Here is a 25,153-nt window from a genome sequence, read left to right as displayed (position 1 = left end):
GGTCGGGCCACCTCGCGGCTTTCAGGACTCCCGGCATTGTGCGTGAACCCGCCTGAGAGTGCGCTGTGTTCAGAATGCGCTCCCGCCGGGCACGGTCCGTCGTGATGCCGGACACGCTACGGCGAGAAGCCACCCTTGCGCGCCCGCTTTTCGCGGGTGGCCGATCCCCGGCGTACGGTGGGATCGGCCCCGCCGCACGACGGCGCGCGGCCGCGGGCCGTCGGTAGGTCCCGTATCGACGGCCCGTACCCATCTGACCTGCGAAGACACCGGACCTTGGCCCGCTCAGGCCGTCACCAGGCCGTCAGGCTCCGTCCGGGCCGCCGGAGCCATCCTTCGGTCGGAATAGGTCATCGATTGCCTTCCGGGTACGTCCCTCGCTGGAGGGCATGAGGTGGGTGTAGTACCGCAAGGTGAAACCGGGATTGGCGTGCCCGAGATACTCAGACAGAGCCTTGATGCTCTCGCCCGCGTCCAGCAGCGACGAGGCGTAGAAGTGCCGCAGCGCATGCATTCCGGTCGAGCGAGACGGAGTCACACCGGCGCTCCGCAACGCGACGTGCCAGCTCTTGGCGTTGAACGTGTTCTTGTTGATCGCGCTCGTCCGCGTCGTTGTGAACGCCAGACGGACCGTGACCCGCTCATTGCTGGCCGGGTTCTCCCACGGCAGAGTGATCTTGACCGGCGGAAACTCCTCGAAGTGCGCGTGGAGGAGAGCGGCCACGCTGTCCGGCAACGGCACTCGGCGATCCCGATCGCTCTTGGGAAGCCCGAACACCAGACGATCCCGGACGATCTTGACTTGCCGCACGATATGCAGCCATCCGCCGTCAAAATCAACGTCATCGGGCGAGACCCCGAGGATTTCGCCCTGACGCATCCCGCACCCGGCACCGAGAGCAACCATCGGACGGTAACGCTCCTGGATGCCTGCCTGGATCGCCGCGACGGTCTCCGCCTTCCAAGGAATCACCTTGCGCTGTACGGGCCGTGGCGCAGTGACCGAGCGAGCCAGGCACGGATTCTTACCGATCTTCTCGTCGTCAACGGCGGCATTGAGGATGGACTTGAGGTGAGCGAAGACCACCGCCCGCGTGCCGTCGCCGAGCGTGCCGACCATCTTGCGGTCCCACTCGCGAATCTCTCTCGGCTTGATCGCCGCGAGCTGAGAATCACCGAAGGTGGGCAGCAGATGCCCGCGTACTCTGCGCTCCGTGCTCTCTCGGGTCGACTCATCGAGCGCCCTGGTGCGAAGCCACTCTTCGGCGTAGTCGCGGAAGAGGGTCTGCCCGGCGGAAGGATCGATGTAGGCACCGCGGAGCTTGTCGCCCTCGACGGAGATGAGGAAGTCCTCGGCAGCCTTCTTGGCCCGGTCAGGGAAAGACTTGCTGCGTTCCCGTCCATCAGGGGTGATGTACCGGACCCGGTACCGCATGCCCTTGCCATACAGCTCAGTTCGCACCTGTTGAGTGCGCTTCTTTCCCTTCTTGTCGACTTCATCGGTGGTCACGGTCTTGTGCCAGCGGTCCTCGACGTGTCCCATTACGCCGCCACCTGTCCGCGAAACCACGCCTGGACGTCGGCGGGGTCGTAGCGCAGGTGCCGGCCGATCCGGGCAGCAGGCGGACCGCACTTCGTCTTGCGCCACCGGTACAAGGTCTCGACGGGCACCCGCAAATACGCCGCCACGTCGTCGACCGACCACAGTTCAGCCATTGCTGTCCCCCCGTTGTGATGTGCGTTGTGCCTGACGCGCCGATCGGATCCGGTCACCGATCGCGGTAGCGAGTTCGAGCTGTTCGCGGGAGTCGTAGCCGATGCCGAGGATCTGCCAGTCGTTGACGACCAGGACCTCGGTGTCGGCAGGCAGACCGGCCTCAGTGAGCGCGGCATCGACCTGATGCTGACGTCGTTCCGCGCGAAGGTTCTTGAACGTCGTGCTGTAGATGCGCGACTTGGTGAGGAAGTGGCCCCGGAAGCCGAGCATGTGCGCCCAATGCCGCAGCTTGAGATCGGCGTACTGGTCGAGGCCGCCAAGGTCCCATGCGGTTTGGATCATCGCCCGGTGGTGACCCGACACGGGCAGTTCGTCGATGTGCGCTTGCGAGCGGATACGACGATCGCCGGTCTCGCTGGCGCCGGTTCCCTTGGTGGCGTACTTGGCGATGTAGCCCGCCAGCCGGGAGTCGTTGACGACCTGGTCCTCACCGTTGTCGACGCCGCTGAAATCGATGTCGGTCGCGGTGATGTCCTTCACGTCGACCTGTGAACCCCAGGCCAGGGGCAACACCGTGCCGTCCGGGCGTTCGGTGTCGACGCGGACCGAGGCGGACGCGGACCGCACCGCATCGGCGAGTACGTCAGAGGTGAGCCACGCCGGGGGTGCCGAGTCCGGGCCGGTCGGTCCGTCGGCGCGGATGACGGCGTGGAAGTGGACCAGGCCCCGCCGCTGATACTCAGCGACCTTCGCGTAAGAGACGCGCAGGTGGTTACCGGACTCGCGGACCGTGAGACCACCAGCGGTGGCGACGGCCCGGCGCAACGCGATGGCGAACCGGTGCCACAGGTCACCGCTGTGTGCCTGCCACAACACGGCACCGGTGTAGTCGTAGGTCTCCGGGGCGAGCGGGCTACCCAGCAGCGGATGCCCGTCGGGGTGCCATTTGCCACAGGAGCACGGCCGTTTGCCAGGTCGGTTGTGGACCGCACCGAACGACGGGGCAGTCAGCGTGACGAACAGGCGCGTCGATGTGGCGACGGTGACGGGGATTCCTTTGCCGCCGGACATGCCAGCGTGGATCAGGTGCCAGGCATCAGCGGCGTACCGGTCGGCGCAGGTCGGGCAGACGGCCGCACGGCGGGTGCCGCAGGATGCCCACACCTTCCCCCGGCGGGAGGCGATGACCTGTCCAGTGCTGGCGTGCCGGGCTTCCCATGTGCCGATCAGGCGAACCGGCTGGAGGCAGCCCTGGACGCTTTCAACTCCGGCACGCCATTGCTTGTAGGCGGGGGTACGCATCCACTGAGCCAGGGCCGCCTCTCCGTCGTAGGCGGGGCGGGTCGATGTTGACAAGCAAATCCCTCCAGAGACGGCCTGCCGTGCCCTCGTCGTCAGAGCACGGCAGACCGGAACGAGTAGGAGACGAGATCAGAGAGCGGGGGTGAGCCGGTCGGCGACCTTCGACGCGAGCGGCAGCGGCAGGCGAGTCGCCTGCTGAACGTCGACGGCGGTCACCGGGCGGTCGAGGCTCGCGGCGAGCTGGTGAACCCGGGCCTGCATCGCCAGGGGCAGGCCCAACCCGTCCAACCCGTCCGTAGCGGATGCCGAGGGTGCCGGAGCCGGAGTTGGAACGTGCTTGGTCACGACGCCGGCCGGGATGGTCGGCTGCCTGGTGGGTACCGGCGGCATCGGTGCCGCGGTGGGGGCAGGGCCGGGAAGGGTGATGGCGCGGCGTGCTTGGGTGCAGCGTGCTTGCACGATCGGCATGACTTCGGCCAGGAAGAACACCAGGATCGGGACCATGAGGTGTGCGGCGAGCATGCCCGCGCTGACCCCACCGTCCCGAGGCCACAACGCGGGAACCACGTTCATGACCAGGGTCGAGCAGAGCAGGAACCGCTTGAGCCAGTCGACCGCCCGGGAGTCGATGTCGATCTCCCGGGCGATCATCGCGGCTTCCCAGCGCAGGACCGTGATGAGGATGCCGACCAGGCAGGGCTCCACACCCCAACAGCCCCACCACACCGGATCAGCGGGACTGAGGTTCCCGGCGAGGAAGTTCTGTACGCCGGTCGTGGTAAACACCGAACCGAGCGCCAGGAAGAACCATAGGCAGCGGGTGACGCTCACCCGCAGGCGCTCGATGTCGACGATGTCGAGCGCGGCATCCTGTTCCAGGTCGTGAACCTGCCGGGCCACTTCCAGGCGCTTGCTCAGTTTGCGGACCTGACGAGGCTGCCGGGGGCGGGTGGTTCGGTCGCGGGTCACGGCCTCGATCACCCCGCCGAGACAAGCTCGGTATGCGGCCATCCGGCGACCCGGACCAGGTCGGCAATGTCAGCGTCGTCGCAGTACGCGGCCCGCACCCGCAGCGGAGTACGGGAACGCTGCTTGACCACGAAGCCGATACCGGCCGACTCGGGAGCGTTCGGGATCTCGTCGGCTAGGGCACCCCGACGGCGCATGTCGTCGCCGAGCACCATATCCGGGTGGCCGGCGGTAGTAGCCCGCAGGCAGACCCGCAGAGAGAATAGGTCCCGTTGCGGGATCACGTCCTTCGTGGGCTCCTGCAACGCGCCGATCACGCTGCCGCCCAGAGCACGAGCCTGAGACAGGATCAGCGGGAGCACCGCCTGAGCACCCCGGGTCAACGACCGATCGCCGTACCCGGTCACCGCGCCCAACTCGTCGATGACCAGCAGTTCGAGCGGGGTTTCCCGCGACATCTCGAAGGTGCGACGCCCCTGCTCGGCCAAGGTCCGCTTGCGCTCCTGCATGGTCTCCCAGAAGGAGGTCATCACCTCGACGATGTCCTTATCGGTCTCCGCGTACCGGTACGACACCGGCCGGAGCGCGTTCAACTCGGTGCCCTTCGGGTTGATGACGTGCAGCCGGACCAGGCCGTCACGGATCAGCGGAGCGCAGGCCCGCAACGCCATCCAGGTGACCGAGTTCTTGCCCGAGCCGGTGGCGCCCGCGATCAACCAGTGCTGTCCGATCAACGGCGCGTACCAGTCGCCGCCGTGCTCCGTCTCGCCGAGGTACACGTTCGCCAGGCTCGCGGAGTCGGCCTCAGCCGGGATGTCCGGCGGGATGATGACCTGGGTGAACGGTTCCGAGCGCTGCACGATGAGCGCGATCACCTGAGGCCGTACCCGCTCGATACCGATCCGTTCGGCCCGCAGCGCCACCGCCAGCGCTTCGGCGGCTTCCTCCCACTGCTTCGGGGTCTGCCCGAGCAGCAGCCGCACGTACACCGTCTCGGTGGACGGGGAGTGCGACCGTACCCGCACGATCCGGGGGACGTTTACGGCACCGGTCGTCCGATGGACTGTGACCAGGTTGCACGCTTCGGTCACGCGACCCCACCACGGTCCGAGGTACGTCCGCGACAGCCAGCGCCGCCGCACCGCCCGCAGCCGGGGAGCCGCGATCCGCGACCACGAGTCGGGGTGACCCCGGTACCAGCCGACGCCGGCCGCCACCGCACCCGCCATGACGCCGCCCGTGGTCACCGGCCCGAAGTGGGCCACACCAGCGGTCAACGCAGCCGGAGCGGCCACGAACCCGGGGTGCCGAGCGGCCCACCCAGCGACCCGCCATTCCCAGCCCTGAATACGCTTGCCCATCGTGTTGCACCACTTTCTTGTCATGGTTTCTGGCATGAAAAAGGCCCGGACCGAAGTTCCGATCCGGGCCGCCTCAGTGAACTAGCGAATGGAGTCGAGCAGGGTCTTTGCCCGGCTCGTGCTCTGCTCCGCTCGACTCGTCTCGTCCAGCCACGGCGTGGCCTCTTCGAGAAGGATCAGCAACACCGCGACCGACCGACGAAGGTCGTCGTAGTGACGCATGTATCGGTGCCGCTCCGGCATTCCTTTCATTGCGTCACGCATCATGCGCATTGCCTTGTCGATTCCGTCGTAGGTGTCGAATACCTGGTACGACATCAACCCACCTTCCACGGTTTCGCCACCAACTCGGCCTCGAACGTCTTGACTCTGATCCGAAAGCTCTGTAGTGCTTCCGCCGCCTGCTTGTGCGCGTCCTCCAGGTCCTCGACGCGAGCCGCGTACTGATACAGCGTCCCCGGCGGCGGCTCACATGACGCGATCAGGCTCTTTGCCCCGTCGAGCATCAACGCCAAGCCCTGAATCGTGCCGACCAGCGCCTCATACCGCCTGCGCCCCGTCATCGACTTGAAGATCTCCGGGACCAAATCCATACGGCGTCCTCTCCTTGAAGTAGTCCACCTCTCGGTGGGCACCACCCGCCCCCGGAAAAATTCTCCGAAGGACGGACAGAACCCATCGAAACGCGACTACTCCCGGCCCGTCAGGCGCCACATGCGACGCCAGCGGCGGGTCTCGCGCCGGATGAGGCCGACGTTGATTGAGGCCGACAGTAGCAGTAGGCCAGAAAGAATAAGATTAGTGTTAGACATGGCAATCCTCCTTTCGTGAAATTGCGATCGAATGCGGGATTTTGGCATGGATCTATCCACTGTTGAATTCTCAAAAAACCGCCGAACCCGTGACCAGATTGAAGCCGCAGCGTATCGGCATTAGTGCCCCGATCCGACTCGAACGGATTGCCCACCGAAAGGGGCGAGGCTAGAAACTTCTCCGTCGCGGGAAGGGCCGGACTCGCGTCGTCATGACCGCCCGGTCCGCCAAGCTCACCGGGTCGTCTTGACCCCCTGAGCCTTCCAAGTCAGACCCGACCGGCCGTCCCGCTCCCAGTGCGAGACCGTCGGCGCGATCATCTCCACCAGCTCGCCTTCCTCGATCTGACCCGGGTCCGTCGAGAGCGTGATCTTCAGTTCCTCGCCCTTGCCGCGGTAGCCGTCCTCCGTCGCGACCGGCTTCGCGAACACCGCGATCGTGTACAGCGGATCGTCACTGCCGTACGCCGTGAGCACGCGGCCCTCCTGATCCGTCTTGATCGCGGGCTCCTCCACCACGCGAAGCTTGTAGCCACCCAGGTTCACGGGGATGTTCCGCATCTTGTCGATCTCCCTACAACTCGATCGCGAGCCGGATGCTCGCGCTGCACGCAGTCCCTGCACTCGCACATCGCTGGTTCGCTAGCGAACTGGCGATGTAGCGACGTTAGCAAGTAGATCAATGGGTTGCAAGGAAGTTCGCTAGCGAACTGGCAAAGTTGGTGGTTGAATGGCTTCTATGCAGCAAGAACCCGAGTCCACGCCGGGCGTGGTGCCTGTCCATCACCGCATCGCGGACTCCATCCGAGCCGAGATCGTGAGCGGACGCCTGGGGCCAAACGACGCCGTGCCGTCGGCAGGCGAGCTGGCGGCCAAGTGGAACTGTTCGGTCGGTTCGGCGCGTGCAGCTCTAGATGTACTGACCAATGAAGGACGCATCGTCGGCGGTCGTGGCCGGCGCAAGCGAGTCCGGCCACCGGTACGCAGGATTCGCCTGACCGTTGACTTCACTCAGCAGCAAAAGAACCTTGTACTTCGGCCCGAGGAAGAACGTGCAGCGGTGGGAACGGCTGAGCTTACGGCCGGTGTCCCGATCGACCGAACACACTTCACGGCCCGGTACTCTGTTGTTCCCATCACGCCGGAGCTTGCCGAAGAGTTTTCCGTTCCCGATGACGTTGAGGTACTTCGGCGAGTCTACGAAACTCTTGAGATTGACACCGGTCTCCGAATTGCATGGAGCACCTCCTACATCCCCGTGAGCCTCATCTCAGGAAATCCTGATCTCCTGAGAGAGGATCTAGAGCCGTGGCCTGGAGGGCATCAGCATCAGCTCTATACCGTCGGGATTGAGATAGAGCGATTTGTCAGATCGGTTACAGCGACGGAGCCGACGCCAGCCGATCGTGCGCGTTGGGGAATTGATCCAGGCGTGCCGTTGATGTGGGTGCGAAGTCGCTCCGTAGACACCGATGGAAGAGTCGTTGAGCTTTCCGATGCCACATACCCTGCTGACAGGGTGGATCTGGTGTTTACGGAGTCCTTGGATCGGTGGCCGGCGGGTCATCAGTCATACGCGAAGGGAAGTTGAGGAAATGGTTAAGCGGCCGGAGATTGATCCTGCCCTCGGGCTCGATTTGGTTCCTAATCGGACGATCAGCAGCTCCAAGGCAACCGTCAGCATCGTAATCCCAGCGCACAATGAAGAAGCCACGATTGCCAGTGTTGTTGCTGAGGCGCGCCAGGGCTTGTCGCTTCTTGGGATCGGCGGCGAGGTGCTCGTTAGCGCAAGCGGATGCACCGATGGGACGGTGGCCGAAGCGCAGAAGACCGACGCTCGGGTCATTGAAGCACCGATTGGTAAAGGCGCAGCCATAAAGGCTGGACTGGCAAGTACGTCAGGCGACATTGTCTGTCTAATCGATGGCGACATGCAGTACTTCGGCGACCGACCGCTATCAACGATCTTGCTTGAGCCAATCCTAAGCGGCATTGCCGACGCGTGTGTCACCGATCTGTATTGGCGTCCCCTGTATCCGCAGATGTGGCTCCACGGTTTTTTTGCGCCAGTCTGCGGCTATCTCTATCCGGAAATGCTTCCGAAGGTAGGCTCCACGCCATGGTCTGGGCAGCGCGCGGCGTGGCGCCACCTCTGGCCTGAGGAGATGCCAGATCACTTTACCGTCGACCTCGACATTCTCATGCATTGGAACCGGAAGGCGCTGCGCCTACGCCCGATTGTCGCGGACGACTGGACAAATCCGCAAAGGCCCAAGGACGATCTAATGAGCCAAGAGTTAGACGTCATAATTCGTCACGGCCTCATCGATGGCCGACTTGACGAAGCCACGTCGATTGCGCTACGCAAGTGGTACGATCGCGCGCACTCTCTGATGGCCGAATATAAGCCCAATATTGACAGCCCGCAGGCTTTCGAGCAGGAACTTCTGAAGGCATCAATGCAGGAGTTGAGGCGGCAGCTTGGTTTGGTCCAACGATAGGCGCAGTTGTTCTAGGCCTTGCTGGCACCGCCGCACCGCATGCTCAGGAAGAGGTAACGCGTTCGACGGAAGTTGACCAAGATGCGTATCGTTCCCGGATGATCACGAGGGTCGATCGATGGGTGCGGTGGAGGGTAGTCAAGGCTGCCTATGAACGCTGGGAGGAGCGGCATGTCCGACATCGCTTCTCGGGTTGGTCAGTGCGCCGCCGCCTCGCCGTGTTCGTGTTCACGCCAACGCTGCTGATCTGTTGCGGCGGGATTCTCAGTGTCCCTGTCCTCTGGTTTGCCAGGGTGACGGTTGAGGCCGGCAAGGGTGCCCCGTCTCCCGAAGCCGCCGCAGATGAGTACCTCATCCGGTTGTCGTACAACGATCCCGATGGCCTGCTGCCGCTCTTGGATGATGGCGGGCAGGAGCGGCTACTGAGCCAGTGGCGGACGTACCAGGACGCGATGCGCTCAACCGATCCGCCCCCCACCCGTTTAGACATCAAGTCCTTGCGTAGCGGCCCTGTCGTCGACGGGCGTGCCGAAGTGCGCGCGGAGGTCCAGGCAGTGTGGTGGGGCGCGGACGACAACGGGCGGCTTGGCGGCTACAGCAGCTCGCCGCGGACATGGGTCATCAAGACCCGAAACGATGATGGTTGGCGAGTCGCCGGTATCGACGCTCCGCCATGGTGCGGGACGGGTGGGTACGTGCCCCGATATGAAGGCGCTGGAGATGGGGAACCGTCGGCTGCGCCCGTGCCGGCGGTCGTCCCGTCGTCGGCGGATCCGTTGAAGCATCCCCGCGAGATGTTGAAGTGCGGCCCGCGTGACCCGTTCCGCGCGTGGCACTCCTGCCCGCCAACGTCCTCGATGCCGACGGAGTGAACGCGTCGACGGTCAGTCTTCGGCATTCCGGTGTTGCCGGAGTGCCGTCAGCACCTTTTCAAGCACTGGCAGGTCATCGACGAAGCCGCTGGGAACCTTCGCCACACCAACGAAGCGAGTTCGCCGGAGCAGCGGGTGGAGGTGGGAACCGGGAATCCGCTGATCCAGTACCGGCAGCTCATACACGGTGCGACTCTCTTCTGTCGAAAGTTTGAGGAGTGAGGGCGCAGGTACGTCTCGGCCGGAAGAAAGCGGGAACGGGGCCGTCGTGGACGTCCTAGCCGACACAGACCGGTAGGGGCGTGCACGCGTAGCAGGGGGGCATGCGTGTCGCTGTTCCGGCTGGATCGGTTTAACGCCCTCACCCGGATCTAGCGCCCTGCCCGGCCACTAGATCGTTGGAGGGTCAAACTTGGGAGTGGTGTTGAAGGCTGCGACCTAGACCGTCGGCAGGTCGAACTCGCCGCTCTTGGCACCTTCGAGGAAGGCGGTCCACTCCTCGGGGGTGTAGCGGATCTTCACGCCGTCCGGGTCCTGGCTGTGGGCCACGGCGACGCCGCCGGACGGCAGGTGCTGCACCGTGACGCAGTGCCCGGCCGCGCCGGACTTCGAGGACTTGAACGGCTTGCCGTCGTTGAGCAGGTCCATGCTGGTATTCCTTTCCTTGGTGTCACCGGCGGCCGTTTCCGCCGGAGAATGGGGCCGGTGCTCTGCCTCGCGGGCCGCGATCGCGGAACGAAGCTCACCGGGGGTCGCAGCGTTGACGTGGACCGGCCACGGGTCACCGCTGACCAGCAGGGCCGACCAGCAGGCCGGATCCGTGCCGCGCGGCGGGTGATACCAGGCCACCCACGCGGGGTAGTCGACGTCGATGGCAAGGCAGGTCCTCGCTGCCCGGCGAGGCCAATCCATGAGGTTGGCCCACAACGGCCGACCCAACCGACGCAGATCGATCTCACTGGCCATCACTGCCCTACCGCCGGTAGCGCGCCATGCGCCCGCAGCACCCGGATCGCGTGCTCGAATGCTGGCGTGCCCGCATCGTGGTTCAAGGTCAGCTCCAGGGCGACATGCGCGGTACTGGTGCCGGTGACGCACCACTCGTCGACCGTGAGATACCCCTGCTCACCCGGCAGGCCCACGGTGATGCTCACACCCATCGACCGGTCCGGTGCCGCCACGGCCAGGTAAAAATCCACCGCGCTCTCCGGCGGCTCGGCAAGCCATCCCGGCACCAGGTCGGCGAGCAATCGCACGAACCGGTCAGGAGCGCTGGAGGCGGGCATCGGGTAGCCCGAGGAGCCAAGCACCTCGCGTAGGGTCGGCCGCGCCTCGTCATCGGGCTCCAGCGCGCGGCCAGCAGCGTCCGCAGCGGCGAGAGCGTGTGATTCGTCGTAGATATAGTTTGTCATCGAATGCCCCCTATGCGTGGCGTCAGTCGCCGGGTCAGATCTGCCTCCATGGCGATCAGCGCCTCGAACTCCGCGACCCGCCGTTCCAGGTCAGCGATGGTCGCTCCGAACGCCCACGGCGTCCGTGGCACGTTGTCGTCCAGGCCAGGGCGGAAGTCGTCACAACCGCGCAGCCGCTCACCGTCGGTTCGGCGGGCACCGAACCCGGCCGGGCGCTCCCAGCCCTTACCGGTGTTCTCCGGCATCCACGAGGCGGACCAGGCGGAATGGTCACGATCGAACTGCTCGCATGCCTCCAGGACACCCGGCGGGTACGGCAGGTTCGCGGCCCGGATCCGTCGGTTCCGCCAACTGAGCGACTCCTCGATGGCACGCTGCGGCTCAGGCACCGGGAATCACCAAGCCTGACGGCGGCTCCTGCTGCGGCCGCACGTTGATCACTTCCCGGCCCTCGTCCTCGCCGTGCGTGCCGAAACACTTCCGGCACAGCGACCGCACGGCGTCGTCAGGGCGAGTGCCGCTCGGGTCGTACAGGTGCTCCGGCACCGCCAGCTCGACAGCCACGTACGGCGTGATGTCGACAGCGGCACAGAGATCGAAATGATGGTTCGGGTATTTCTCGCGAGCCCTATCGACCGGCATTGACTCGAATTGATCGAGCAGGCCGGCAAGCGCCGGACACTCGGGCGAGTGAAACGTCATCATCGGCGGGTAGTGACGGCGGGTCATGGGTTCGCCCGCCTCACGGCCCACATCACGAAGCGCCCGTAGAGGTCCGGCGGCTCCGCCACGTTCATATATGAATCCCGAGCCTCGTAGAACGTCGCGACCAGGTACAGCAGCAGAACCGACGGGTACTCCCGGAACTCCTCGATGAGTGCCACCTTGCCCGGCGCGCAGGGCCACGGCTGCCCGCACACTCGGCAATCCCAGGACGAACGGTCGGCAATGTGCTCGCTGCTCGGCTCCGGCCGCGCGGGCGTGACGAGGACCAGTTCGGTCGTCATTTCGTCCACCGCTCTCCAGGCAGACGGACGTACATCGGTCCCCATGGCGTCGGCCAAATCTCCTCATCCGCATGGCGCGTGCGAGGTCCGGGACGCACCGGCGTCAGGCCAAATGGCTGTCCGGCATCCGGGCATGGGTGCCTTAGTCCGCATACACACTGGCGAGTCGGGAAGACCCTCAGGACTCTCCTTCTTCGGTGCTTCACGTCTGCCCCCGGCGGGTCGGCTTCGAGACGGGTGGAGCCTGGCGGATGCCTGGCGTCGGCTTAGAGATCACTTAGTAGTAGTACTTGTGGTACTTACTCGGGAGTCTACAAGTACCTGAGATACTTTTGCTACAGGAACTAAGCCTGCCCCGGCGTATCTCCCCCACCTCAGCGAGGGAGACTCATTGAAGGGAGCCCCGAGGATGGAGTTGCAAGCGATGGCTGTGCGCAGACAAGCGCCGACGGTGGCGAGGCGTCGTCTTGCCGCCCAGTTGCTCGCGCTCAGGACGTCCGTGGAGGGCCGAACGCGCGAAAACGTCTCCGCCGCAACGGGCCTGTCGACGGGTGCTCTGCACCGGATGGAGACCGCGAAGACCACGCCGCAGGCCGGAACGCTGAATCATCTACTCGACTTCTACGGCGTCACTGACGCCGACACCCGCGCCGAGATGCACGACTTGCGCAAGAGGTCGCGTCAGCTCAAGTGGCTGGAGGCATTCGAGGGTGGCACGCTGCCCGACACCTACCGAACGTTCACGTCCTTTGAGTCCGACGCCGAGCGGATCTCGAACTACGAAAGCCTGTTCGTGCCTGGCCTGCTCCAGACTCGGGAGTATGCCGAGACTGTGATTCGGGCACTTCTTCCCGAGGCGACGGACGAGGAGATCGGCCCACGGCTGGAGATCAGGATGCGGCGGCAGGAGGCTCTGACGAAGCCTCGGCCTCCGGCGCTCTGGGTGATCCTGGACGAGGCCGTGATCCGTCGACAGGTGGGTACCCCGACAGCGCACCGCGCCCAGCTTGAGCATCTGGTTGCAATGGCACGGCGGCCGAACATCACTCTTCAGGTACTCCCGTTCATCGCTGGAGCGCATGCCGGAATGCCTGGCGCCTTCGCGATCTTGGAGTTCGTAGAGCCCGATCCGCCGCTGGTCTACATGGAAAATCAGGGCGGGGGACTTTTCGCGGAGGCAGACGCCGAGGTTGGTTGGTACCGCATTGGCTTCCAGCGGCTTGCTGCTCAGGCTCTGAACACGAGCGACACCACGACAATGATCCAGACCGTGGCCCGCGAGGCCACATAAAGGAAGGAGCGGGCGGTGGATCTCTCTAACGCACGCTGGCGTACAAGCACCCGTAGTGGGGCAAACGGCAACTGTGTCGAGGTGGCGATCACCGACGAGGGCGTCGCCGTTCGGGACACCAAAGACCGGAGCAAGCCCGCGCACGTCTTCACTCATGCAGAGTGGGCCGCGTTCGTGGGTGGCGTCAAAGACGGCGAGTTCGATCTCTGATCGCCCGACACCGAAGAGCCCGGTCTACACAGGCCGGGCTTTTTCGCGTCTGGGCTAGGGGCGGAGCAAGGGCCGGCTGCCGGTTCGTGAGTTCACCCTTGCTCACCGCCTGATGGTCAAGATTCGGTGCTTGTCCGGGATGACGTGGCGCGGATCGCGATGACAACGTCGTGTCCGAGGTCCGGGTCGACGGCGCAGTGCAGTCCAAGATCGGTGATGCGGCCATCCGCTCCGCGGGTGTCGACAGCATGCCCCAGCAGTGGACCCAGTGAGTCGATCGTGGCCTTCCACAGGTTCGGCCAGGCACGTCTCGGGCCGACCACGAACGACAGCTGAAGGGCGATGCCACCGGTCGGCGACAAACCACCAGAGGCAAGCTGGTTGTGGATCTGTTGCCGGAAGGCTGGAGCGACGATGGAGGCGCTCGTCCGGACCTGAAATTGCTCAGCCCCGCCGGGGTCCCGGGCCGGGAGGGCCTGAAAGACCCCGACCGAGGAAGTCCTGGCGTGTCGCTTGCTTGCCCATACCGAGACGAACGGGCGCCGGGTCGCCGCGGTGAGCCTTGGTACCAGCGGGTACACGAAGCGGTCCAGGTCGTTGGAGGACAGCAACGGCACATTGCTGGGCAGCCCGATGTTCAGCAATAGCCCTAGCGGGTCAGGCGTCACCCGCAGGTCCTCAGCGACGAGCAGCCGGATATCGTCGGCAAGCCCCGCCAAGCGGTCCTTGCGGGTGCTTCCCGCCTCAGCATGACCGGCGAGAGCGCGGGCGACATCGAGCGCCTTACCCGCTGCATGAGGTCGGGCATAGAAGACCGGCATGATCATATTTGGACAATACCCCGGCAGGCCGACCGCGCCCGTGGGAGCTGCATTGATCCCGAGATGGTGAGTCAGCTCAATGCCCTGGGCTCGAGCCGCAGAACGCGTGTCCTGTCTCGGCGGAGCTGACGCACCAGACATCCCACGACTTTGCCGGAGCCCTGGGGGCGGAGCGCGCATGCCTAGGCGAACCGGGTTGCGGTCGACGTAACCCGCGTAACCCGAGCGTGCGTGTTCAGACTTTCTTTACTTGTTCAAGGGCGGGCCTTCGGCCCGCCGCCGTGTCGCGCCGGGGCGCGCGTGCGGCCTGGCGGCCGGTCACGCCCCGGCGCACGGCAGCATCGGGCGTTGAAGTGCGAACGCTGCCTGGTCACGGCTAGAGCGCCTCCGGCGGGGGCCTCGGGCTCCGGGATGGTCCGGGGCCGTTTGGCCGGCGCGGTCCGCGGTGGTCGAGGGCCGCCATCCCGTCACCGTCGTCCCAGGCAGAGCCGAGCAGACCTGCCCCGGGGTGACCAGGTCGTACGTCCGGTAGGGCGCTCCACCTGGTCACCCCGGGGCAGGCCCGCTCCACGTGGTGTGGGACGACGGTGACGGGATGGCGGTGGCGGTGTGGAGGCGCGTTCCGCGCGGAACCCAGGCCGTTTCCAGGCCGTCAGGCCGCCGCCAGGCCGTCAGATGCTGACAAACGTCGACCAAGACTGCCGAACGATGATCAAGAATATGGGCAGGTCGCGGCCTTGATCGTGGCCGCGACCTGCCCAATGATCAACAGGCTATCCAGTAGGTCCCGTATCGACGGCCCGCTCCGGGAAACCTGGGAAGCCCCGGGCCCCATCCGGGGAACCCCGGGCCCCTCCAGAGAACGCCGCAGGCGGCGAACCCGTGACGGCTAGTCGATCGCGCAGATCACCGTGCCGGCGGTCACCGTGGCGCCCGGCTCCACGGACAGGCCCGCCACAGTGCCCGCCTTGTGCGCCTGCAACGGCTGCTCCATCTTCATGGCCTCGATCACCACGATGGTGTCGCCCTCGGCCACCTCGTCGCCGTTCTGCACGGCGACCTTCACGATGGTGCCCTGCATCGGCGCGGTCAGACTGCCGCCACTGACCCGGGTCTGCGCGCCGCCGCCGCGGGGACGGGACGCACTGCGCTTGGGGGCCGCGGGCCCCGTACCGGAGAAAAGGGTCTTGGGAAGCCGCACCTCGATGCGCCGGCCGCCCACCTCGACCACGACGGTCTCGCGCTCGCCCGCCTCCTCGGCCGGCGCGGCGGGCGAGGCGAACGGCTGCACCTCGTTGACCCACTCGGTCTCGATCCAGCGGGTGTGCACCGTGAACGGCTCGCCGGTGAACGCCTCGTCCCGCACCACCGCCCGATGGAACGGCAGCACCGTGGCGATCCCCTCGATCACCGTCTCGTCCAGCACCCGGCGGGCCCGCTCCAGCGCCTCGGCCCGGTTCGCGCCCGTCACGATGATCTTCGCGAGCATCGAGTCGAAGTTGCCGCCGATCACACCGCCCTGCTCGACCCCCGAATCGACCCGCACACCCGGCCCGGACGGCCAGGTCAGCGCGGTGACCGTGCCCGGCGCCGGCAGGAAGTTGCGACCCGCGTCCTCCCCGTTGATCCGGAACTCGATCGAATGGCCGCGCGGCGCCGGGTCCTCGGTGAACGGCAGCGGCTCGCCCGCCGCGATCCGGAACTGCTCCCGCACCAGATCGATGCCGGTGGTCTCCTCGCTGACCGGGTGCTCCACCTGGAGACGCGTGTTCACCTCCAGGAACGAGATCGTCCCGTCCTGGCCCACCAGATACTCCACCGTGCCGGCGCCGTGATAGCCGGCCTCCCGGCAGATCGCCTTCGCGCTCTCGTGGATCTCTCGTCTCTGGTCGTCGCTCAGGAACGGCGCCGGCGCCTCCTCGACCAGCTTCTGGTGGCGGCGCTGCAACGAGCAGTCCCGGGTGCCGACCACCACCACATTGCCGTGCATGTCCGCCAGGACCTGCGCCTCCACGTGCCGGGGCCGGTCCAGGTAGCGCTCCACGAAACACTCGCCACGACCGAAAGCGGCCACTGCCTCGCGGGTCGCACTCTCGAACAGCGCCGGGATCTCCTCGATCGTGCGGGCCACCTTCAGCCCTCGGCCACCGCCGCCGAACGCCGCCTTGATCGCCACCGGCAGGCCGTGCACCTGCGCGAACGCGACGATCTCGGCCGCGTCCGCGACCGGATCGGGGGTGCCCGGCACCAGCGGCGCGCCCGCACGCTGCGCGATGTGCCGCGCCGTCACCTTGTCACCCAGGTCACGGATCGACTCCGGCGAAGGACCGATCCAGATCAAACCCGCATCCAGTACGGCCTGCGCGAACTCGGCGTTCTCGGAGAGGAAGCCGTAGCCCGGATGGATCGCGTCGGCCCCGCTGCGGGCCGCGATCTCCAGAACCTTGTCGATGCGGAGATAGGTGTCCGCGGCGGTCTCACCGTCCAGCGCGAAGGCCTCGTCGGCCGCCCGCGCGTGTGGCGCGTCCCGGTCGCTGTCGGCGTAGATGGCGACGCTAGTGAGGCCGGCGTCCTTGCAGGCCCGGATTACCCGGAGGGCGATCTCGCCGCGATTGGCGATCAATATCTTCCGCACGGGGTAGAGCCTAACGGTTCCTCAGGTAGTTCCGCCGTGATCGATCTTCACTGTTCTGCAACGTTCCCGGGCTGTGGAAATCCGCCGCTAAGTTAGTCCCGATTCGTCTCGCGGGCCGGGCCTCGCCCACGGCCCGCTGCCGGCCCCGATCGCCCCTGCTCCCGCACCGCGCGGCTGAGTATGGCCGGTTCGATCGTTTCGATTCAGGGTCTTCTTCTGGCTGCCCACGGCCGAATCCGCAATCCCTCGCCAGCGGGTCGCGTCACCCCCAGCGATCTTGGACGATTCACCACCGTTTCGGGTGGCAAATCGTTCAAGGTCGCCCAGCATCGGTTTGCAAAGCGGGCGAATCGGGCGCCTGCTTCCGGCGAAAGCCTCATTTCAGCCTGGCGCGGCGGACGGCGCTCCATTCGGCGGTTCGCCTGACCGGGCGCTTGACCTAGAATCCGCGAACACCCGAGAAGAAGACTCTTCAGTGCCGCCAGAGTGAGGTGATCGGGACGCCCATTTCGGCGAGGAGGCGGCGCAGCAGCGGCAACGACAGGCCGATCACGTTGCCCGGGTCGCCCTCGATCCGCTCCACGAAAGCCCCGCCCCGCCCGTCCAGCGTGAACGCGCCGGCCACGTGCAACGGCTCACCCGACGCGACATAGGCCTCGATCTCGGCGTCGCTCACATCGGCGAAATGCACCGTCGTCGTGCCGACCGCCTCCGCCTGCCGGCCACTGACCAGCCCGGTCAGGTGATGCCCCGTGTGCAGCACCCCCGACCTGCCGCGCATCGCCATCCAGCGCTTGGCCGCCTCCTCGGCGTCGGCCGGCTTGCCCAGCACCTCACCATCGAAGGCCAGCACCGAATCACACCCGAGCACCAGAGCCCCCGGATCGGCGGGCAGCACGGCGGCGACCGTCCGCGCCTTCATCCGCGCCAGGGCGAGACTCGTCGAATAGGCGTCGTCAGCCTCGACGGCACTCTCGTCCACACCGCTGACGACCACCTCGGCGTCGATCCCGGCCCCGGTCAACAGCGCCCGCCGCGCGGGACTGGCCGAGGCGAGAACCAGGCGGTACACGATGTCGGTCTGGACGCTCTGCACGCTCTGCACGGGAAACGAGCCTACAAGCCGCAGGCGTGCAAAAGGGTGCTCAAGCGCGGCGTTTCAGCGGCGATCTCGGACAAATAGCGCAGCTCAGTGCCCACTTCCCAGCCGCGGCGCCGATCCCGGAGGGCGGCGCCCGCAGGACTCATGCGGTCGGCTTCCGCCGCCGGCGCACCAGAAACGCGAGAAGCACCCCGAGGACGGCGATCCCACCCGCGACACCGGCGATGACCGGAAGGTTGGATTCCTCCGCTTTGTTCTCCGGATCCGCTTTGTTCTCCGGATCCGCCGGAACCGCAGAACCCCCCACCGACGGCGCGGCCACCGAAGGCTGGGCCGACGCGGTCGCGGCAGTGCCCCCCTCAAGCGGCGGAACCTCGGCGGTCAGCGCCTTGACGACATTGAGCACCCCGAAGCCACACTGGTCATCCCGCCCGGGCGGCCCATTGTCGTCAGCCGTAGCGGTGAGCCGGTGAATCACCTCGGCCGCCGAAAGATCGGGGAACTTCGCCCGCACCAGAGCAGCCGCCCCCGAAACAATCGCCGTGGCCTCCGACGTCCCGCTCCCCTTGCCGTAGCCATTGTTGAGGGTTGTCGTCGCTACATTTACACCCGGAGCGCAGATTCCCACCTTCGGGTCGGTTACCGAGAAATCTGCCAGATTTCCTTTTTCATCTATTGCGCCTACTGCGAGGACCTCAGGCATTGCGGCAGGATATCCGAGCCGTAGTGTGTCGGATTTGTTTCCGGCGGCCGCGACAACTACTGAGTCTGCGAGAACAGTTGCAGCTATTGCATCATTCATCGCTCGGGAGTTTGCTCTACCGGCTGAGACGTTGATTACATCGGCGCCCACTTCGGCTGCCCGTTTGATGCCAGGCTCGAGCCCGGATCCGCCGCCCTCGGCGTTAGCTGCCTTGATGGGAAAGAGTGACGCGTTGGGTGCTATGCCAAGGATGCCGTCGTCTGAATTATGGCCATGTCCGGCGATTAATCCCGCCATTTGGGTGCCGTGGCCATTTTCGTCCTTCTGCCCGATGCCATCTCCTCCCCGGATCGTGTCGGCGCCTTCCTTGAGGTTCTTCGTTAGGTCACGGTGAGGAGAAACTCCGGTGTCAACGACGGCAATCGTTACGCCGCCGCCTTTGGTGATCTGGTGAGCTTGGGTCAGTTTGAGGAAACTGACCTGCCACTGCGCATCCCGAGCTGGATCTGCGTTGGCGGGCGTGACGGGGTAAAGAGTGGCGGCAATAGTGCCCAGGGTGACAGCGATTGCCGCTCCTTTCTTGCTATTCACCTAACGGCCGCCAATGGTGGGTCCGGGATCGATTCGATGCTCGGTGGGAGGAAGCAGGACAGGGTCGATGCCTTCTGCGGTTTCCCATGGATTGTCGGGATCCCAGCGCTGAGAGGAAGCTTCCTCGTTGTTCCTCGATGACGGACGACGGCTAGCTCGGGTGCCGCCGTCTTGGCCGATCAGGCCGCCAATGGGGTTCACTCGTTGAGTGCCGCGAGTGGACATTCCGGGCTGACCGCCTCTGCCGGGCGGTGGGCCGCCCAGCATCCCGGTGGGTGATCCACCGATGACTCCTCCGTGCGGAACCGACGTGCCGCGGCCTCCCGCTGCTGGCGGAAATGTGCCAACCGAGGGGTTGTTCATCACGGGAGTGCGAGGGGCCGTCGTTGTCGTGGACGGAATCGTTGGCGTGATGGTGTACGGGTTCGGGGAGTTCGGATTGGGCGGGATTGTCGTGGTGGTGCTCGTTGTGGGAAGAGTTGTGGTCGGTGGAGGCTGAGTCTTGGTGCCACCCAGGATGGGGCCGTCCGGGGCAGGCTTGGATGTTCCGGGCTTGTCGTTCGTTCCGCCAGGGTTCTGTGTGCTCTTGTCGATTCCGGACCCCGGAACAGTGGTTTTCGAAGTTTTGGTCGGCGTGATGGATCGTGGGTTGAACGGCGGCACGGTCGATGCCGGGACGGACCCTGTACCGCCGGAATCTAGCGAGTCGAAGTTGTCGCCGTAGATCCATTTGGGGTCAAACGGCTTTGGGGCTATGAAGTTGGACTGGGCGGCGGCCAACTCGGCCGAGAGGGACTGCATCGTGACGCGGGCCTGGGTGGTCAGGTCGTCCTGACGGCTGTACGGCACCGGCGGCGTCGTGGCGATCGGGTCCATGGTGGCCAGCGCCACCTCGTTCTTGGCCTTCTCGTACTTCTGGAGTTGTTCGCGGTTGGCCGCGTACTCCTTCTGGATGCCGGCGACCTTTTCCTTGGCCTGTTCGACGGCCTCGATGGTGGTGGTCAGGACACGCCAGTTGGTGTTGGAGGCGAGCCGTGTCTCCTCCAGGCTGATGATCAGCTGCTCGAGGCGTTCGATGTACGCGTACGCGGCCCGGCTTTTTTCCGGGGGCCAGGCCTCGGCCAACCTGTCGCGGTACGACCGGACCTGGCTCACGTGGTTTTCCAGGAGTTTGGCCGATTTGTACCAGGCGTCGCCCATCTCCTGGTGCGGGGCGCTGTCGTGATCGTGGATCAGCTCCCACATGGCGTCGACGCTCATGCCGTTCCAGCTGGTGCCGCTGATGCCGCCGCCGGTCTCGATCCCCATCACGCGCCTCCGGTGAACGGCTCCGAGGTCTCCCCGGTGCTCTCGAACTGGGCCTCGACGTCGGCGACCTTGGCCCGGGAGAACGCGTCGGAGCCCCGGTACTGTTCGCTGATGCCGCTTGCGGCGCTGGCGAACTTGTACGTCCCGTCGGTGTAGCCGGCGACGTTCATCTGGGTGGCGATCTGCACCTGGTCGTGCCGGTACAGGAACAGGTGCAGCTCGTAGAACGGCGTGTCGGGCAGCTGTTTGATCATGGTGTTGCTCACTGCGTCCGCATATGGGGCGTAGTTCAGCTCGATGTCCTGCTTCAGCTTCGCCGCGAACTGCTCCATGGCGTGAATGTCGGCCTCGATGGCGCCGAAGTCGGTGTAGTCGACATTGCCCAACCACCCCGCGGAATCCCTGGCTTCGGACAACGTTCGTCCTCCCATCGATCGGCAGCTCGTGACCCAGAGAGGTTAGCGAATCACGAGCCGGGCTTCCGCCCCCTGTGGACGACGGTCAGCGGGGGAGTGCCGAGGTGCGCCAGTTCCGGGGCCGTCCGGCGGGGTGCGCTGATCGGATCCAGTCTGAGACGGGTTGGGGGGTAGTACGAGAATTGACCGAAGTAGATCGAGATGTCAGGATGGCGACCAGCGCCGCCACCTCATGATCGTCTAGGCTTCCTCTTACGACGCTGACCAGCGGTTCCTCGTTCATCAGCCGAGCGTACGACGGACTACTGGAGATCCGGTGACACGCGTCCCACACTCGGCTGATCAATTCGCGGCCGCTCGACAGAACCAGGTATTTTCTGCGTGATGTCTTCTTCTCCCCCACTCGTTGTCGCTGATCGGTACCGGCTCGTCGCGCCGCTCGGTCAGGGCGGGATGGGACGTGTCTGGCGGGCGGCCGATGTCGTCCTGCACCGAGAAGTCGCGATCAAGGAGCTCGTGCCGCCGCCGGGGCTGACCCCGGCCGAGCGGCAGGAGATGCGTGAGCGCTCCCTTCGCGAGGCGCGCGCCATCGCCCGGCTCAACAACATCAACGTGGTGCGCGTCTTCGACGTGCTCAGCACGGATGCCGATCCCTGGATCGTGATGGAGTACGTGCCGTCCCGATCGCTCCAGGACACCCTGGCCGCCGACGGGCCGTTCAACCCGTTGCGGACCGCGGAGATCGGCCTCGGCGTGCTCAACGCGCTGCGTGCCGCCCACCGCAACGGGGTGGTGCACCGGGACGTCAAACCGGGCAACGTCCTGCTCGGCGCCGACGGCCGCGTGGTGCTCACCGACTTCGGCCTGGCCACCGTGCCGGGCGACCCCAACGTGACCCGGACCGGCCTGGTGCTGGGTTCCCCGGCGTACATCGCTCCGGAGCGCGCCCGGGACGGCACGGCGGGCCCGGCGGCCGACCTGTGGTCGCTCGGCGCCACGCTGTTCGCCGCGGTGGAGGGGCAGTCACCCTTCGCCCGCCCGTCGGCGATCGCCACCCTGGCCGCCCTGGCCACCGAGAACGTGCCGGTCTCGCGGAACGCCGGACCGCTGAAGCCGGTGCTCAACGGGCTTCTGCGCAAGGATCCGGCGCACCGCATCAACGCGGAGGAGGCCGAGCGTCTGCTGAACCGCGCGTCCGGCCGCCGGTCGAAGATCACGTTCCCGATGAGCCCGACCATGCGCCGGCCCGGTGTGGGCCGGGAGCGGCCGTCGCTGCCGAGCGGTCCGGGTGGTCCGCCGGTTCTGCCCGGTTCCGGGTGGGGCACCGCCACCGGCTCGGCGCCGGTGGTACCCAATCCGCGTCCACCGGTCGCCCAGCCGCCGGCCGCCGACGGCCGGCAGCCGCATCGTCCAGCGGTCCAGCCGCAGCAGCCGGCGACGCCGTTCGCGCAGGGCAAGGCCCAGGTCGGCGGTCAGGTCCCGCCGGTCGGCCGGGACGGCAAACCCCTGGACGCCACGCGCCTCGACACGCCTCCGGTCCGCGACTCCTCCTCGGGTACGCGTCAGGCGCCCCCGACCGCACCGCAGAGCGGCCCGGCCGACACCCCGTCGGCGATGGCGAGTGGCTCCGCGCCCACCAACGCGCTGCGCACCGGTTTCACGGCCGCCGACGTGGCCGCCAACCGGCGTAAGCAGGCCGCCCCCGAGCACGAGCGGTCGCTGGCCCAGGCCACGGCCGGCTACCCGGTCGTGACCCCGCGCACCGAGGCGCCCGCGGCCGGGCAGGCGGAGACGCCGGCCGTCGAAGCGTCGCCGGTGACCGGGCCCGAGGCGGCGGCGAAGGCTGCCACCAGCACCGAGCCGGAGGCCGCCACCAGCGCGGACGCCGGTTCCGAGCCGGACGCCGCGACGAGCGACGAGACCGCCGGGCCCGTCACTGCCGACGACACCGGATCGGAGTCGAAGGCCGCGTCCGAGGCGACGACCGACGCGGACGCCGGGCCCGAGGAGTCGCCGGCCGAAGCAGAGACGGCGATCGGCACCGAGGCGAAGGACGAGCCGGCCGCGGAAGCGGACACGCCCGCCGAGGCCGTGGAGGAGACGGCCCCGCCCGTACCGGAGGAAAAAACGACGCTGCTGGCACCGGCCGCCAAGGCCGGCCCCGCGGTGGAGGAGATGACCTCGGTGCTGGCCGCGCCGGCCGAGGAGAAGACGACCATGCTGGCGCTGGACGACGACCGCACCTCGGTGGTCAGCGTCCCGCCGCGGCGGCGCCCGGTGACGGATGCCACCCGAGTCGGTGACGGGGCGCCGGTGCCGGAGTTCGCCCGGCCGTCCCGCCCGGCTTGGACCCCGATGCAGTTGCGGCCGGCGGTCCGCCGTACCGGTGGGGTGACGATCTTCGGAACCACCCTGACCCGCCGGCAGGCGGCGATCGGTCTCGGCATCGTGATGACGTTCGTGCTGCTCGTCGGCATCATCCTGGTGCAGGCGTTCGGTTCGGACGACGACGACAAGAAGGTCCCGCAGGCCGGTGCGTCGGCCGCCACGCAGCAGTCCGGCGGCAAGCAGTCGCCGGACAAGAGCACGCCCGCGAGTCAGACGCCGTCGAGTTCGCCGACCGCCGCCGGGCTTCCGGACGGCTGGCGCCTCTACCGGGGTTCCGGCTACACCCTTCCGGTTCCGGACAACGCCCGCAACGAGGGTGGCGCCGCCGGCGGCGGGCGCACCTTCGGGTGGGGCAAGAGCCGGCAGATCCGCCTCGACATCGTGCCGACCGGCGTCGACCCGATGGAATACCAGGAAGGCGACAACACCGGCGGGTACGACGAGGTCGGCCCCACCAGGCTCGAGTACAAGGGGTACCAGGCGGTCGACCTGGAGTACTTCCGCGCGATCAGCAGCGGCGCCCAGCACGTGGTGCGGCGGTACATGCTGGTCGGGGACAAGATGTACGTGCTGACCTGGTACACCGAGGATCAGGACTGGGAGAAGGCGAAGCCCGACCTCGAGAGCATCTACGAGGGGTTCGAGCCCCGTAAGTGACCGCCGTCATGCGTGATTCCTGGGTGGCTGGGTAGTTATCCAGGATCACGGATGGAGGTGGATCATGAACTGCCGACGGCACGGAAGTAAGCCGACGATCGCACTGTGGATGCTGGTCGCGGTGGCTGACGTCGCGATCCTGGCGTCCACCGGGCTGCTGGCGATCCTGCTGGTCCTGGCCGCTCTCGCGGTGGTCACCGGAGTCGGCGTGATGGCGGCCCGGTCCCTGGGCCGGCCCGAGCCGCAACCGGTGAAGGTCGTGGCACGCCGCCGCCGCTAGCGAAATCGGCTACAGTCCCCGGCGTGTTGTCGATCGACGGTGTGACTGACCTGTGGGACCAGCTGTTCGGTGCGCAGCCCGACCCGCCCGGGATGCTGGTGCTGCTCACGGCGGTGGCCGGGTTCCTCGCGGTGGCGATCCGCCCGGTGTGGCGGGTGGCCCGCAACGCCGTCACGATCGCCCACGAGGGCGGGCACGCGCTGTTCGCCCTGTTGACCGGGCGCAAGCTGCGGGGCATCCGGCTGGAGTTCGACACGTCCGGGCTGACCCTGTCGGCGGGCCGCCCGACCGGGTTCGGCATGATCCTCACCCTGCTCGGCGGCTACATCGCGCCGTCGCTGGTGGGCCTGCTGGGCGCCTGGCTGCTCGGTGGCAACCGGATCACGCTGCTGCTCTGGCTCGCGGTGGCCCTGCTGCTGCTCATGCTGATCAACATCAGGAACCTGTTCGGCGTGATCTCGCTGCTGGTGACGGGCGCGATCGTGTTCGCCGTCTCCTGGTACGCCGAACCCGACGTGCAGGCGGCTTTCGCGTACGCCGGGGTGTGGTTCCTGCTCTTCGGCGGGATCCGCCCGGTCTTCGAGCTGCAGAGCCTGCGCGGCCGGGGCCGGATGCGTGACTCCGACCCCGACCAGCTGGCCCGGCTCACCCACCTGCCGGCCCTGTTCTGGGTGACCGTCTTCCTGGCGGTGAACGTGGCGGCCCTGCTGGCCGGCGCTTTCTTGCTCGCCGGCCAGTGGCTGAGCTAGCTGGCTTCGCTTCGCTCCGCGGCGATTCGCCTTGTAACCGGTGAGATGG

Annotated in this window: 28 protein-coding genes and 1 pseudogene; 8 read left to right on the top strand and 21 right to left on the bottom strand. The window is 66.6% G+C overall.

All coding sequences use genetic code 11. From position 1 onward, the window contains the following. Window positions 1-304 precede the first annotated feature (304 nt). The 8 genes from BJ964_RS06640 to BJ964_RS06605 all read right to left on the bottom strand — a co-directional run bounded on the left by BJ964_RS06640 (window position 305) and on the right by BJ964_RS06605 (window position 6,722). Window positions 305-1,543, bottom strand: coding sequence for a tyrosine-type recombinase/integrase (locus tag BJ964_RS06640; RefSeq protein ID WP_188119857.1), 1,239 nt, complete (start codon window positions 1,541-1,543; stop codon window positions 305-307). Continuing rightward, window positions 1,543-1,716, bottom strand: coding sequence for a helix-turn-helix domain-containing protein (locus tag BJ964_RS06635; protein WP_188119856.1), 174 nt, complete (start codon window positions 1,714-1,716; stop codon window positions 1,543-1,545). Before BJ964_RS06635 ends, BJ964_RS06640 begins: the two co-directional genes overlap by 1 nt. Next, the gene (locus BJ964_RS06630; protein WP_188126823.1) at window positions 1,709-3,019 is read right to left on the bottom strand and encodes a replication initiator; all 1,311 of its coding nucleotides are present in this window, start codon (window positions 3,017-3,019) and stop codon (window positions 1,709-1,711) included. Before BJ964_RS06630 ends, BJ964_RS06635 begins: the two co-directional genes overlap by 8 nt. A 129-nt stretch (window positions 3,020-3,148) precedes the next feature. Continuing rightward, window positions 3,149-4,030 carry a hypothetical protein gene (locus tag BJ964_RS06625; protein ID WP_223149490.1) on the bottom strand — a complete coding sequence of 294 codons (882 nt, stop codon included), beginning with the start codon at window positions 4,028-4,030 and terminating at the stop codon, window positions 3,149-3,151. Next, the gene (locus tag BJ964_RS06620; RefSeq protein WP_407650835.1) at window positions 3,997-5,079 is read right to left on the bottom strand and encodes an FtsK/SpoIIIE domain-containing protein; all 1,083 of its coding nucleotides are present in this window, start codon (window positions 5,077-5,079) and stop codon (window positions 3,997-3,999) included. Before BJ964_RS06620 ends, BJ964_RS06625 begins: the two co-directional genes overlap by 34 nt. A 351-nt stretch (window positions 5,080-5,430) precedes the next feature. Next, window positions 5,431-5,667 (bottom strand): hypothetical protein, encoded by a 237-nt coding sequence (locus BJ964_RS06615; RefSeq protein ID WP_188119853.1) that lies wholly within the window; start codon window positions 5,665-5,667, stop codon window positions 5,431-5,433. After that, entirely contained in the window at window positions 5,667-5,942 is a 276-nt protein-coding gene (locus BJ964_RS06610; protein WP_188119852.1) for a hypothetical protein, read from the bottom strand. Before BJ964_RS06610 ends, BJ964_RS06615 begins: the two co-directional genes overlap by 1 nt. A 453-nt stretch (window positions 5,943-6,395) precedes the next feature. Next, on the bottom strand, window positions 6,396-6,722 hold the full coding sequence (locus BJ964_RS06605; RefSeq protein WP_188119851.1) for a hypothetical protein: 327 nt from the start codon (window positions 6,720-6,722) through the stop codon (window positions 6,396-6,398). Window positions 6,723-6,900: 178 nt separating this feature from the next. Between BJ964_RS06605 and BJ964_RS06600 the strand changes: the two genes are divergently transcribed. The 3 genes from BJ964_RS06600 (at window position 6,901) to BJ964_RS06590 (ending at window position 9,534) form a co-directional block, all read left to right on the top strand. After that, complete coding sequence (locus tag BJ964_RS06600) at window positions 6,901-7,752, top strand: GntR family transcriptional regulator (protein WP_188119850.1); 852 nt, start codon at window positions 6,901-6,903, stop codon at window positions 7,750-7,752. Between the two features lie 4 nt (window positions 7,753-7,756). Then, window positions 7,757-8,662, top strand: a complete 906-nt coding sequence (locus BJ964_RS06595; RefSeq protein ID WP_188119849.1) for a glycosyltransferase — start codon at window positions 7,757-7,759, stop codon at window positions 8,660-8,662. Window positions 8,663-8,760: 98 nt separating this feature from the next. Then, on the top strand, window positions 8,761-9,534 hold the full coding sequence (locus tag BJ964_RS06590; RefSeq protein WP_188119848.1) for a hypothetical protein: 774 nt from the start codon (window positions 8,761-8,763) through the stop codon (window positions 9,532-9,534). A gap of 12 nt (window positions 9,535-9,546) precedes the next feature. Here the strand turns inward: BJ964_RS06590 and BJ964_RS06585 are convergent, their stop codons facing one another. The 6 genes from BJ964_RS06585 to BJ964_RS06560 all read right to left on the bottom strand — a co-directional run bounded on the left by BJ964_RS06585 (window position 9,547) and on the right by BJ964_RS06560 (window position 11,953). Continuing rightward, entirely contained in the window at window positions 9,547-9,720 is a 174-nt protein-coding gene (locus tag BJ964_RS06585) for a hypothetical protein (RefSeq protein WP_188119847.1), read from the bottom strand. 252 nt (window positions 9,721-9,972) lie between these two features. Then, window positions 9,973-10,383, bottom strand: coding sequence for a DUF397 domain-containing protein (locus BJ964_RS49030; RefSeq protein WP_229806599.1), 411 nt, complete (start codon window positions 10,381-10,383; stop codon window positions 9,973-9,975). Between the two features lie 116 nt (window positions 10,384-10,499). Next, entirely contained in the window at window positions 10,500-10,946 is a 447-nt protein-coding gene (locus tag BJ964_RS06575; protein WP_188119846.1) for a hypothetical protein, read from the bottom strand. Next, window positions 10,943-11,335 (bottom strand): hypothetical protein, encoded by a 393-nt coding sequence (locus BJ964_RS06570; RefSeq protein WP_188119845.1) that lies wholly within the window; start codon window positions 11,333-11,335, stop codon window positions 10,943-10,945. Before BJ964_RS06570 ends, BJ964_RS06575 begins: the two co-directional genes overlap by 4 nt. Further along, on the bottom strand, window positions 11,328-11,675 hold the full coding sequence (locus tag BJ964_RS06565) for a hypothetical protein (RefSeq protein ID WP_188119844.1): 348 nt from the start codon (window positions 11,673-11,675) through the stop codon (window positions 11,328-11,330). The genes BJ964_RS06570 and BJ964_RS06565 overlap by 8 nt, the downstream gene beginning before the upstream one ends. Continuing rightward, window positions 11,672-11,953 (bottom strand): hypothetical protein, encoded by a 282-nt coding sequence (locus BJ964_RS06560; RefSeq protein ID WP_188119843.1) that lies wholly within the window; start codon window positions 11,951-11,953, stop codon window positions 11,672-11,674. Before BJ964_RS06560 ends, BJ964_RS06565 begins: the two co-directional genes overlap by 4 nt. Before the next feature lie 409 nt (window positions 11,954-12,362). Between BJ964_RS06560 and BJ964_RS06555 the strand changes: the two genes are divergently transcribed. Next, window positions 12,363-13,244 (top strand): helix-turn-helix domain-containing protein, encoded by an 882-nt coding sequence (locus tag BJ964_RS06555; RefSeq protein WP_188119842.1) that lies wholly within the window; start codon window positions 12,363-12,365, stop codon window positions 13,242-13,244. A gap of 15 nt (window positions 13,245-13,259) precedes the next feature. Further along, window positions 13,260-13,454 (top strand): DUF397 domain-containing protein, encoded by a 195-nt coding sequence (locus tag BJ964_RS06550; protein WP_188119841.1) that lies wholly within the window; start codon window positions 13,260-13,262, stop codon window positions 13,452-13,454. 116 nt (window positions 13,455-13,570) lie between these two features. Here the strand turns inward: BJ964_RS06550 and BJ964_RS06545 are convergent, their stop codons facing one another. The 7 genes from BJ964_RS06545 to BJ964_RS06515 form a co-directional block, all read right to left on the bottom strand. Then, window positions 13,571-14,281, bottom strand: a complete 711-nt coding sequence (locus tag BJ964_RS06545) for a hypothetical protein (protein ID WP_188119840.1) — start codon at window positions 14,279-14,281, stop codon at window positions 13,571-13,573. A gap of 883 nt (window positions 14,282-15,164) precedes the next feature. After that, window positions 15,165-16,910: an acetyl/propionyl/methylcrotonyl-CoA carboxylase subunit alpha gene (locus tag BJ964_RS06540; protein ID WP_188119839.1), complete on the bottom strand. Its 1,746-nt coding sequence runs from the start codon at window positions 16,908-16,910 to the stop codon at window positions 15,165-15,167. A gap of 472 nt (window positions 16,911-17,382) precedes the next feature. Further along, entirely contained in the window at window positions 17,383-18,015 is a 633-nt protein-coding gene (locus BJ964_RS06535) for a Maf family protein (RefSeq protein ID WP_229806598.1), read from the bottom strand. 139 nt (window positions 18,016-18,154) lie between these two features. Continuing rightward, window positions 18,155-19,306, bottom strand: coding sequence for a S8 family serine peptidase (locus BJ964_RS06530; protein ID WP_188119838.1), 1,152 nt, complete (start codon window positions 19,304-19,306; stop codon window positions 18,155-18,157). After that, entirely contained in the window at window positions 19,307-20,614 is a 1,308-nt protein-coding gene (locus BJ964_RS06525) for a hypothetical protein (RefSeq protein WP_188119837.1), read from the bottom strand. Then, a complete protein-coding gene (locus BJ964_RS06520) occupies window positions 20,614-21,000 on the bottom strand; it encodes a hypothetical protein (protein WP_188119836.1) in 387 nt (128 codons plus the stop codon). Before BJ964_RS06520 ends, BJ964_RS06525 begins: the two co-directional genes overlap by 1 nt. A gap of 115 nt (window positions 21,001-21,115) precedes the next feature. After that, window positions 21,116-21,313 carry an acyl-CoA carboxylase subunit epsilon gene (locus tag BJ964_RS06515; protein WP_229806597.1) on the bottom strand — a complete coding sequence of 66 codons (198 nt, stop codon included), beginning with the start codon at window positions 21,311-21,313 and terminating at the stop codon, window positions 21,116-21,118. Window positions 21,314-21,414: 101 nt separating this feature from the next. On the opposite strand from BJ964_RS06515, the pseudogene BJ964_RS49500 reads away from it, so the two are divergent. The 3 genes and pseudogenes from BJ964_RS49500 to BJ964_RS06500 all read left to right on the top strand — a co-directional run. Continuing rightward, a pseudogene (locus tag BJ964_RS49500) lies at window positions 21,415-22,659 on the top strand (serine/threonine-protein kinase); the annotation flags it as partial. Window positions 22,660-24,139: 1,480 nt separating this feature from the next. Continuing rightward, window positions 24,140-24,355, top strand: a complete 216-nt coding sequence (locus BJ964_RS06505) for a hypothetical protein (RefSeq protein ID WP_188119835.1) — start codon at window positions 24,140-24,142, stop codon at window positions 24,353-24,355. 23 nt (window positions 24,356-24,378) lie between these two features. Further along, on the top strand, window positions 24,379-25,104 hold the full coding sequence (locus BJ964_RS06500; RefSeq protein WP_188119834.1) for a M50 family metallopeptidase: 726 nt from the start codon (window positions 24,379-24,381) through the stop codon (window positions 25,102-25,104). Window positions 25,105-25,153 lie beyond the last annotated feature (49 nt).

Origin of the sequence: Actinoplanes lobatus (genome assembly GCF_014205215.1) — a bacterium.
GTDB classification, from domain to species: domain Bacteria; phylum Actinomycetota; class Actinomycetes; order Mycobacteriales; family Micromonosporaceae; genus Actinoplanes; species Actinoplanes lobatus.
This window is presented reverse-complemented; position numbering and strand designations above follow the sequence as displayed.

Excerpts from the sequence above, each read along its gene's own strand:
- BJ964_RS06640 (WP_188119857.1), bottom strand. The coding sequence starts at position 1,543 with ATGGGACACGTCGAGGACCGCTGGCACAAGACCGTGACCACCGATGAA.
- BJ964_RS06635 (WP_188119856.1), bottom strand. The coding sequence starts at position 1,716 with ATGGCTGAACTGTGGTCGGTCGACGACGTGGCGGCGTATTTGCGGGTG.
- BJ964_RS06630 (WP_188126823.1), bottom strand. The coding sequence starts at position 3,019 with ATGCGTACCCCCGCCTACAAGCAATGGCGTGCCGGAGTTGAAAGCGTC.
- BJ964_RS06625 (WP_223149490.1), bottom strand. The coding sequence starts at position 4,030 with ATGGCCGCATACCGAGCTTGTCTCGGCGGGGTGATCGAGGCCGTGACC.
- BJ964_RS06615 (WP_188119853.1), bottom strand. The coding sequence starts at position 5,667 with ATGTCGTACCAGGTATTCGACACCTACGACGGAATCGACAAGGCAATG.
- BJ964_RS06610 (WP_188119852.1), bottom strand. The coding sequence starts at position 5,942 with ATGGATTTGGTCCCGGAGATCTTCAAGTCGATGACGGGGCGCAGGCGG.
- BJ964_RS06605 (WP_188119851.1), bottom strand. The coding sequence starts at position 6,722 with ATGCGGAACATCCCCGTGAACCTGGGTGGCTACAAGCTTCGCGTGGTG.
- BJ964_RS06600 (WP_188119850.1), top strand. The coding sequence starts at position 6,901 with ATGCAGCAAGAACCCGAGTCCACGCCGGGCGTGGTGCCTGTCCATCAC.
- BJ964_RS06595 (WP_188119849.1), top strand. The coding sequence starts at position 7,757 with ATGGTTAAGCGGCCGGAGATTGATCCTGCCCTCGGGCTCGATTTGGTT.
- BJ964_RS06590 (WP_188119848.1), top strand. The coding sequence starts at position 8,761 with ATGATCACGAGGGTCGATCGATGGGTGCGGTGGAGGGTAGTCAAGGCT.
- BJ964_RS06575 (WP_188119846.1), bottom strand. The coding sequence starts at position 10,946 with ATGACAAACTATATCTACGACGAATCACACGCTCTCGCCGCTGCGGAC.
- BJ964_RS06565 (WP_188119844.1), bottom strand. The coding sequence starts at position 11,675 with ATGACCCGCCGTCACTACCCGCCGATGATGACGTTTCACTCGCCCGAG.
- BJ964_RS06560 (WP_188119843.1), bottom strand. The coding sequence starts at position 11,953 with ATGACGACCGAACTGGTCCTCGTCACGCCCGCGCGGCCGGAGCCGAGC.
- BJ964_RS06555 (WP_188119842.1), top strand. The coding sequence starts at position 12,363 with ATGGAGTTGCAAGCGATGGCTGTGCGCAGACAAGCGCCGACGGTGGCG.
- BJ964_RS06545 (WP_188119840.1), bottom strand. The coding sequence starts at position 14,281 with ATGATCATGCCGGTCTTCTATGCCCGACCTCATGCAGCGGGTAAGGCG.
- BJ964_RS06525 (WP_188119837.1), bottom strand. The coding sequence starts at position 20,614 with ATGGGGATCGAGACCGGCGGCGGCATCAGCGGCACCAGCTGGAACGGC.
- BJ964_RS06515 (WP_229806597.1), bottom strand. The coding sequence starts at position 21,313 with ATGAACGAGGAACCGCTGGTCAGCGTCGTAAGAGGAAGCCTAGACGAT.
- BJ964_RS06505 (WP_188119835.1), top strand. The coding sequence starts at position 24,140 with ATGAACTGCCGACGGCACGGAAGTAAGCCGACGATCGCACTGTGGATG.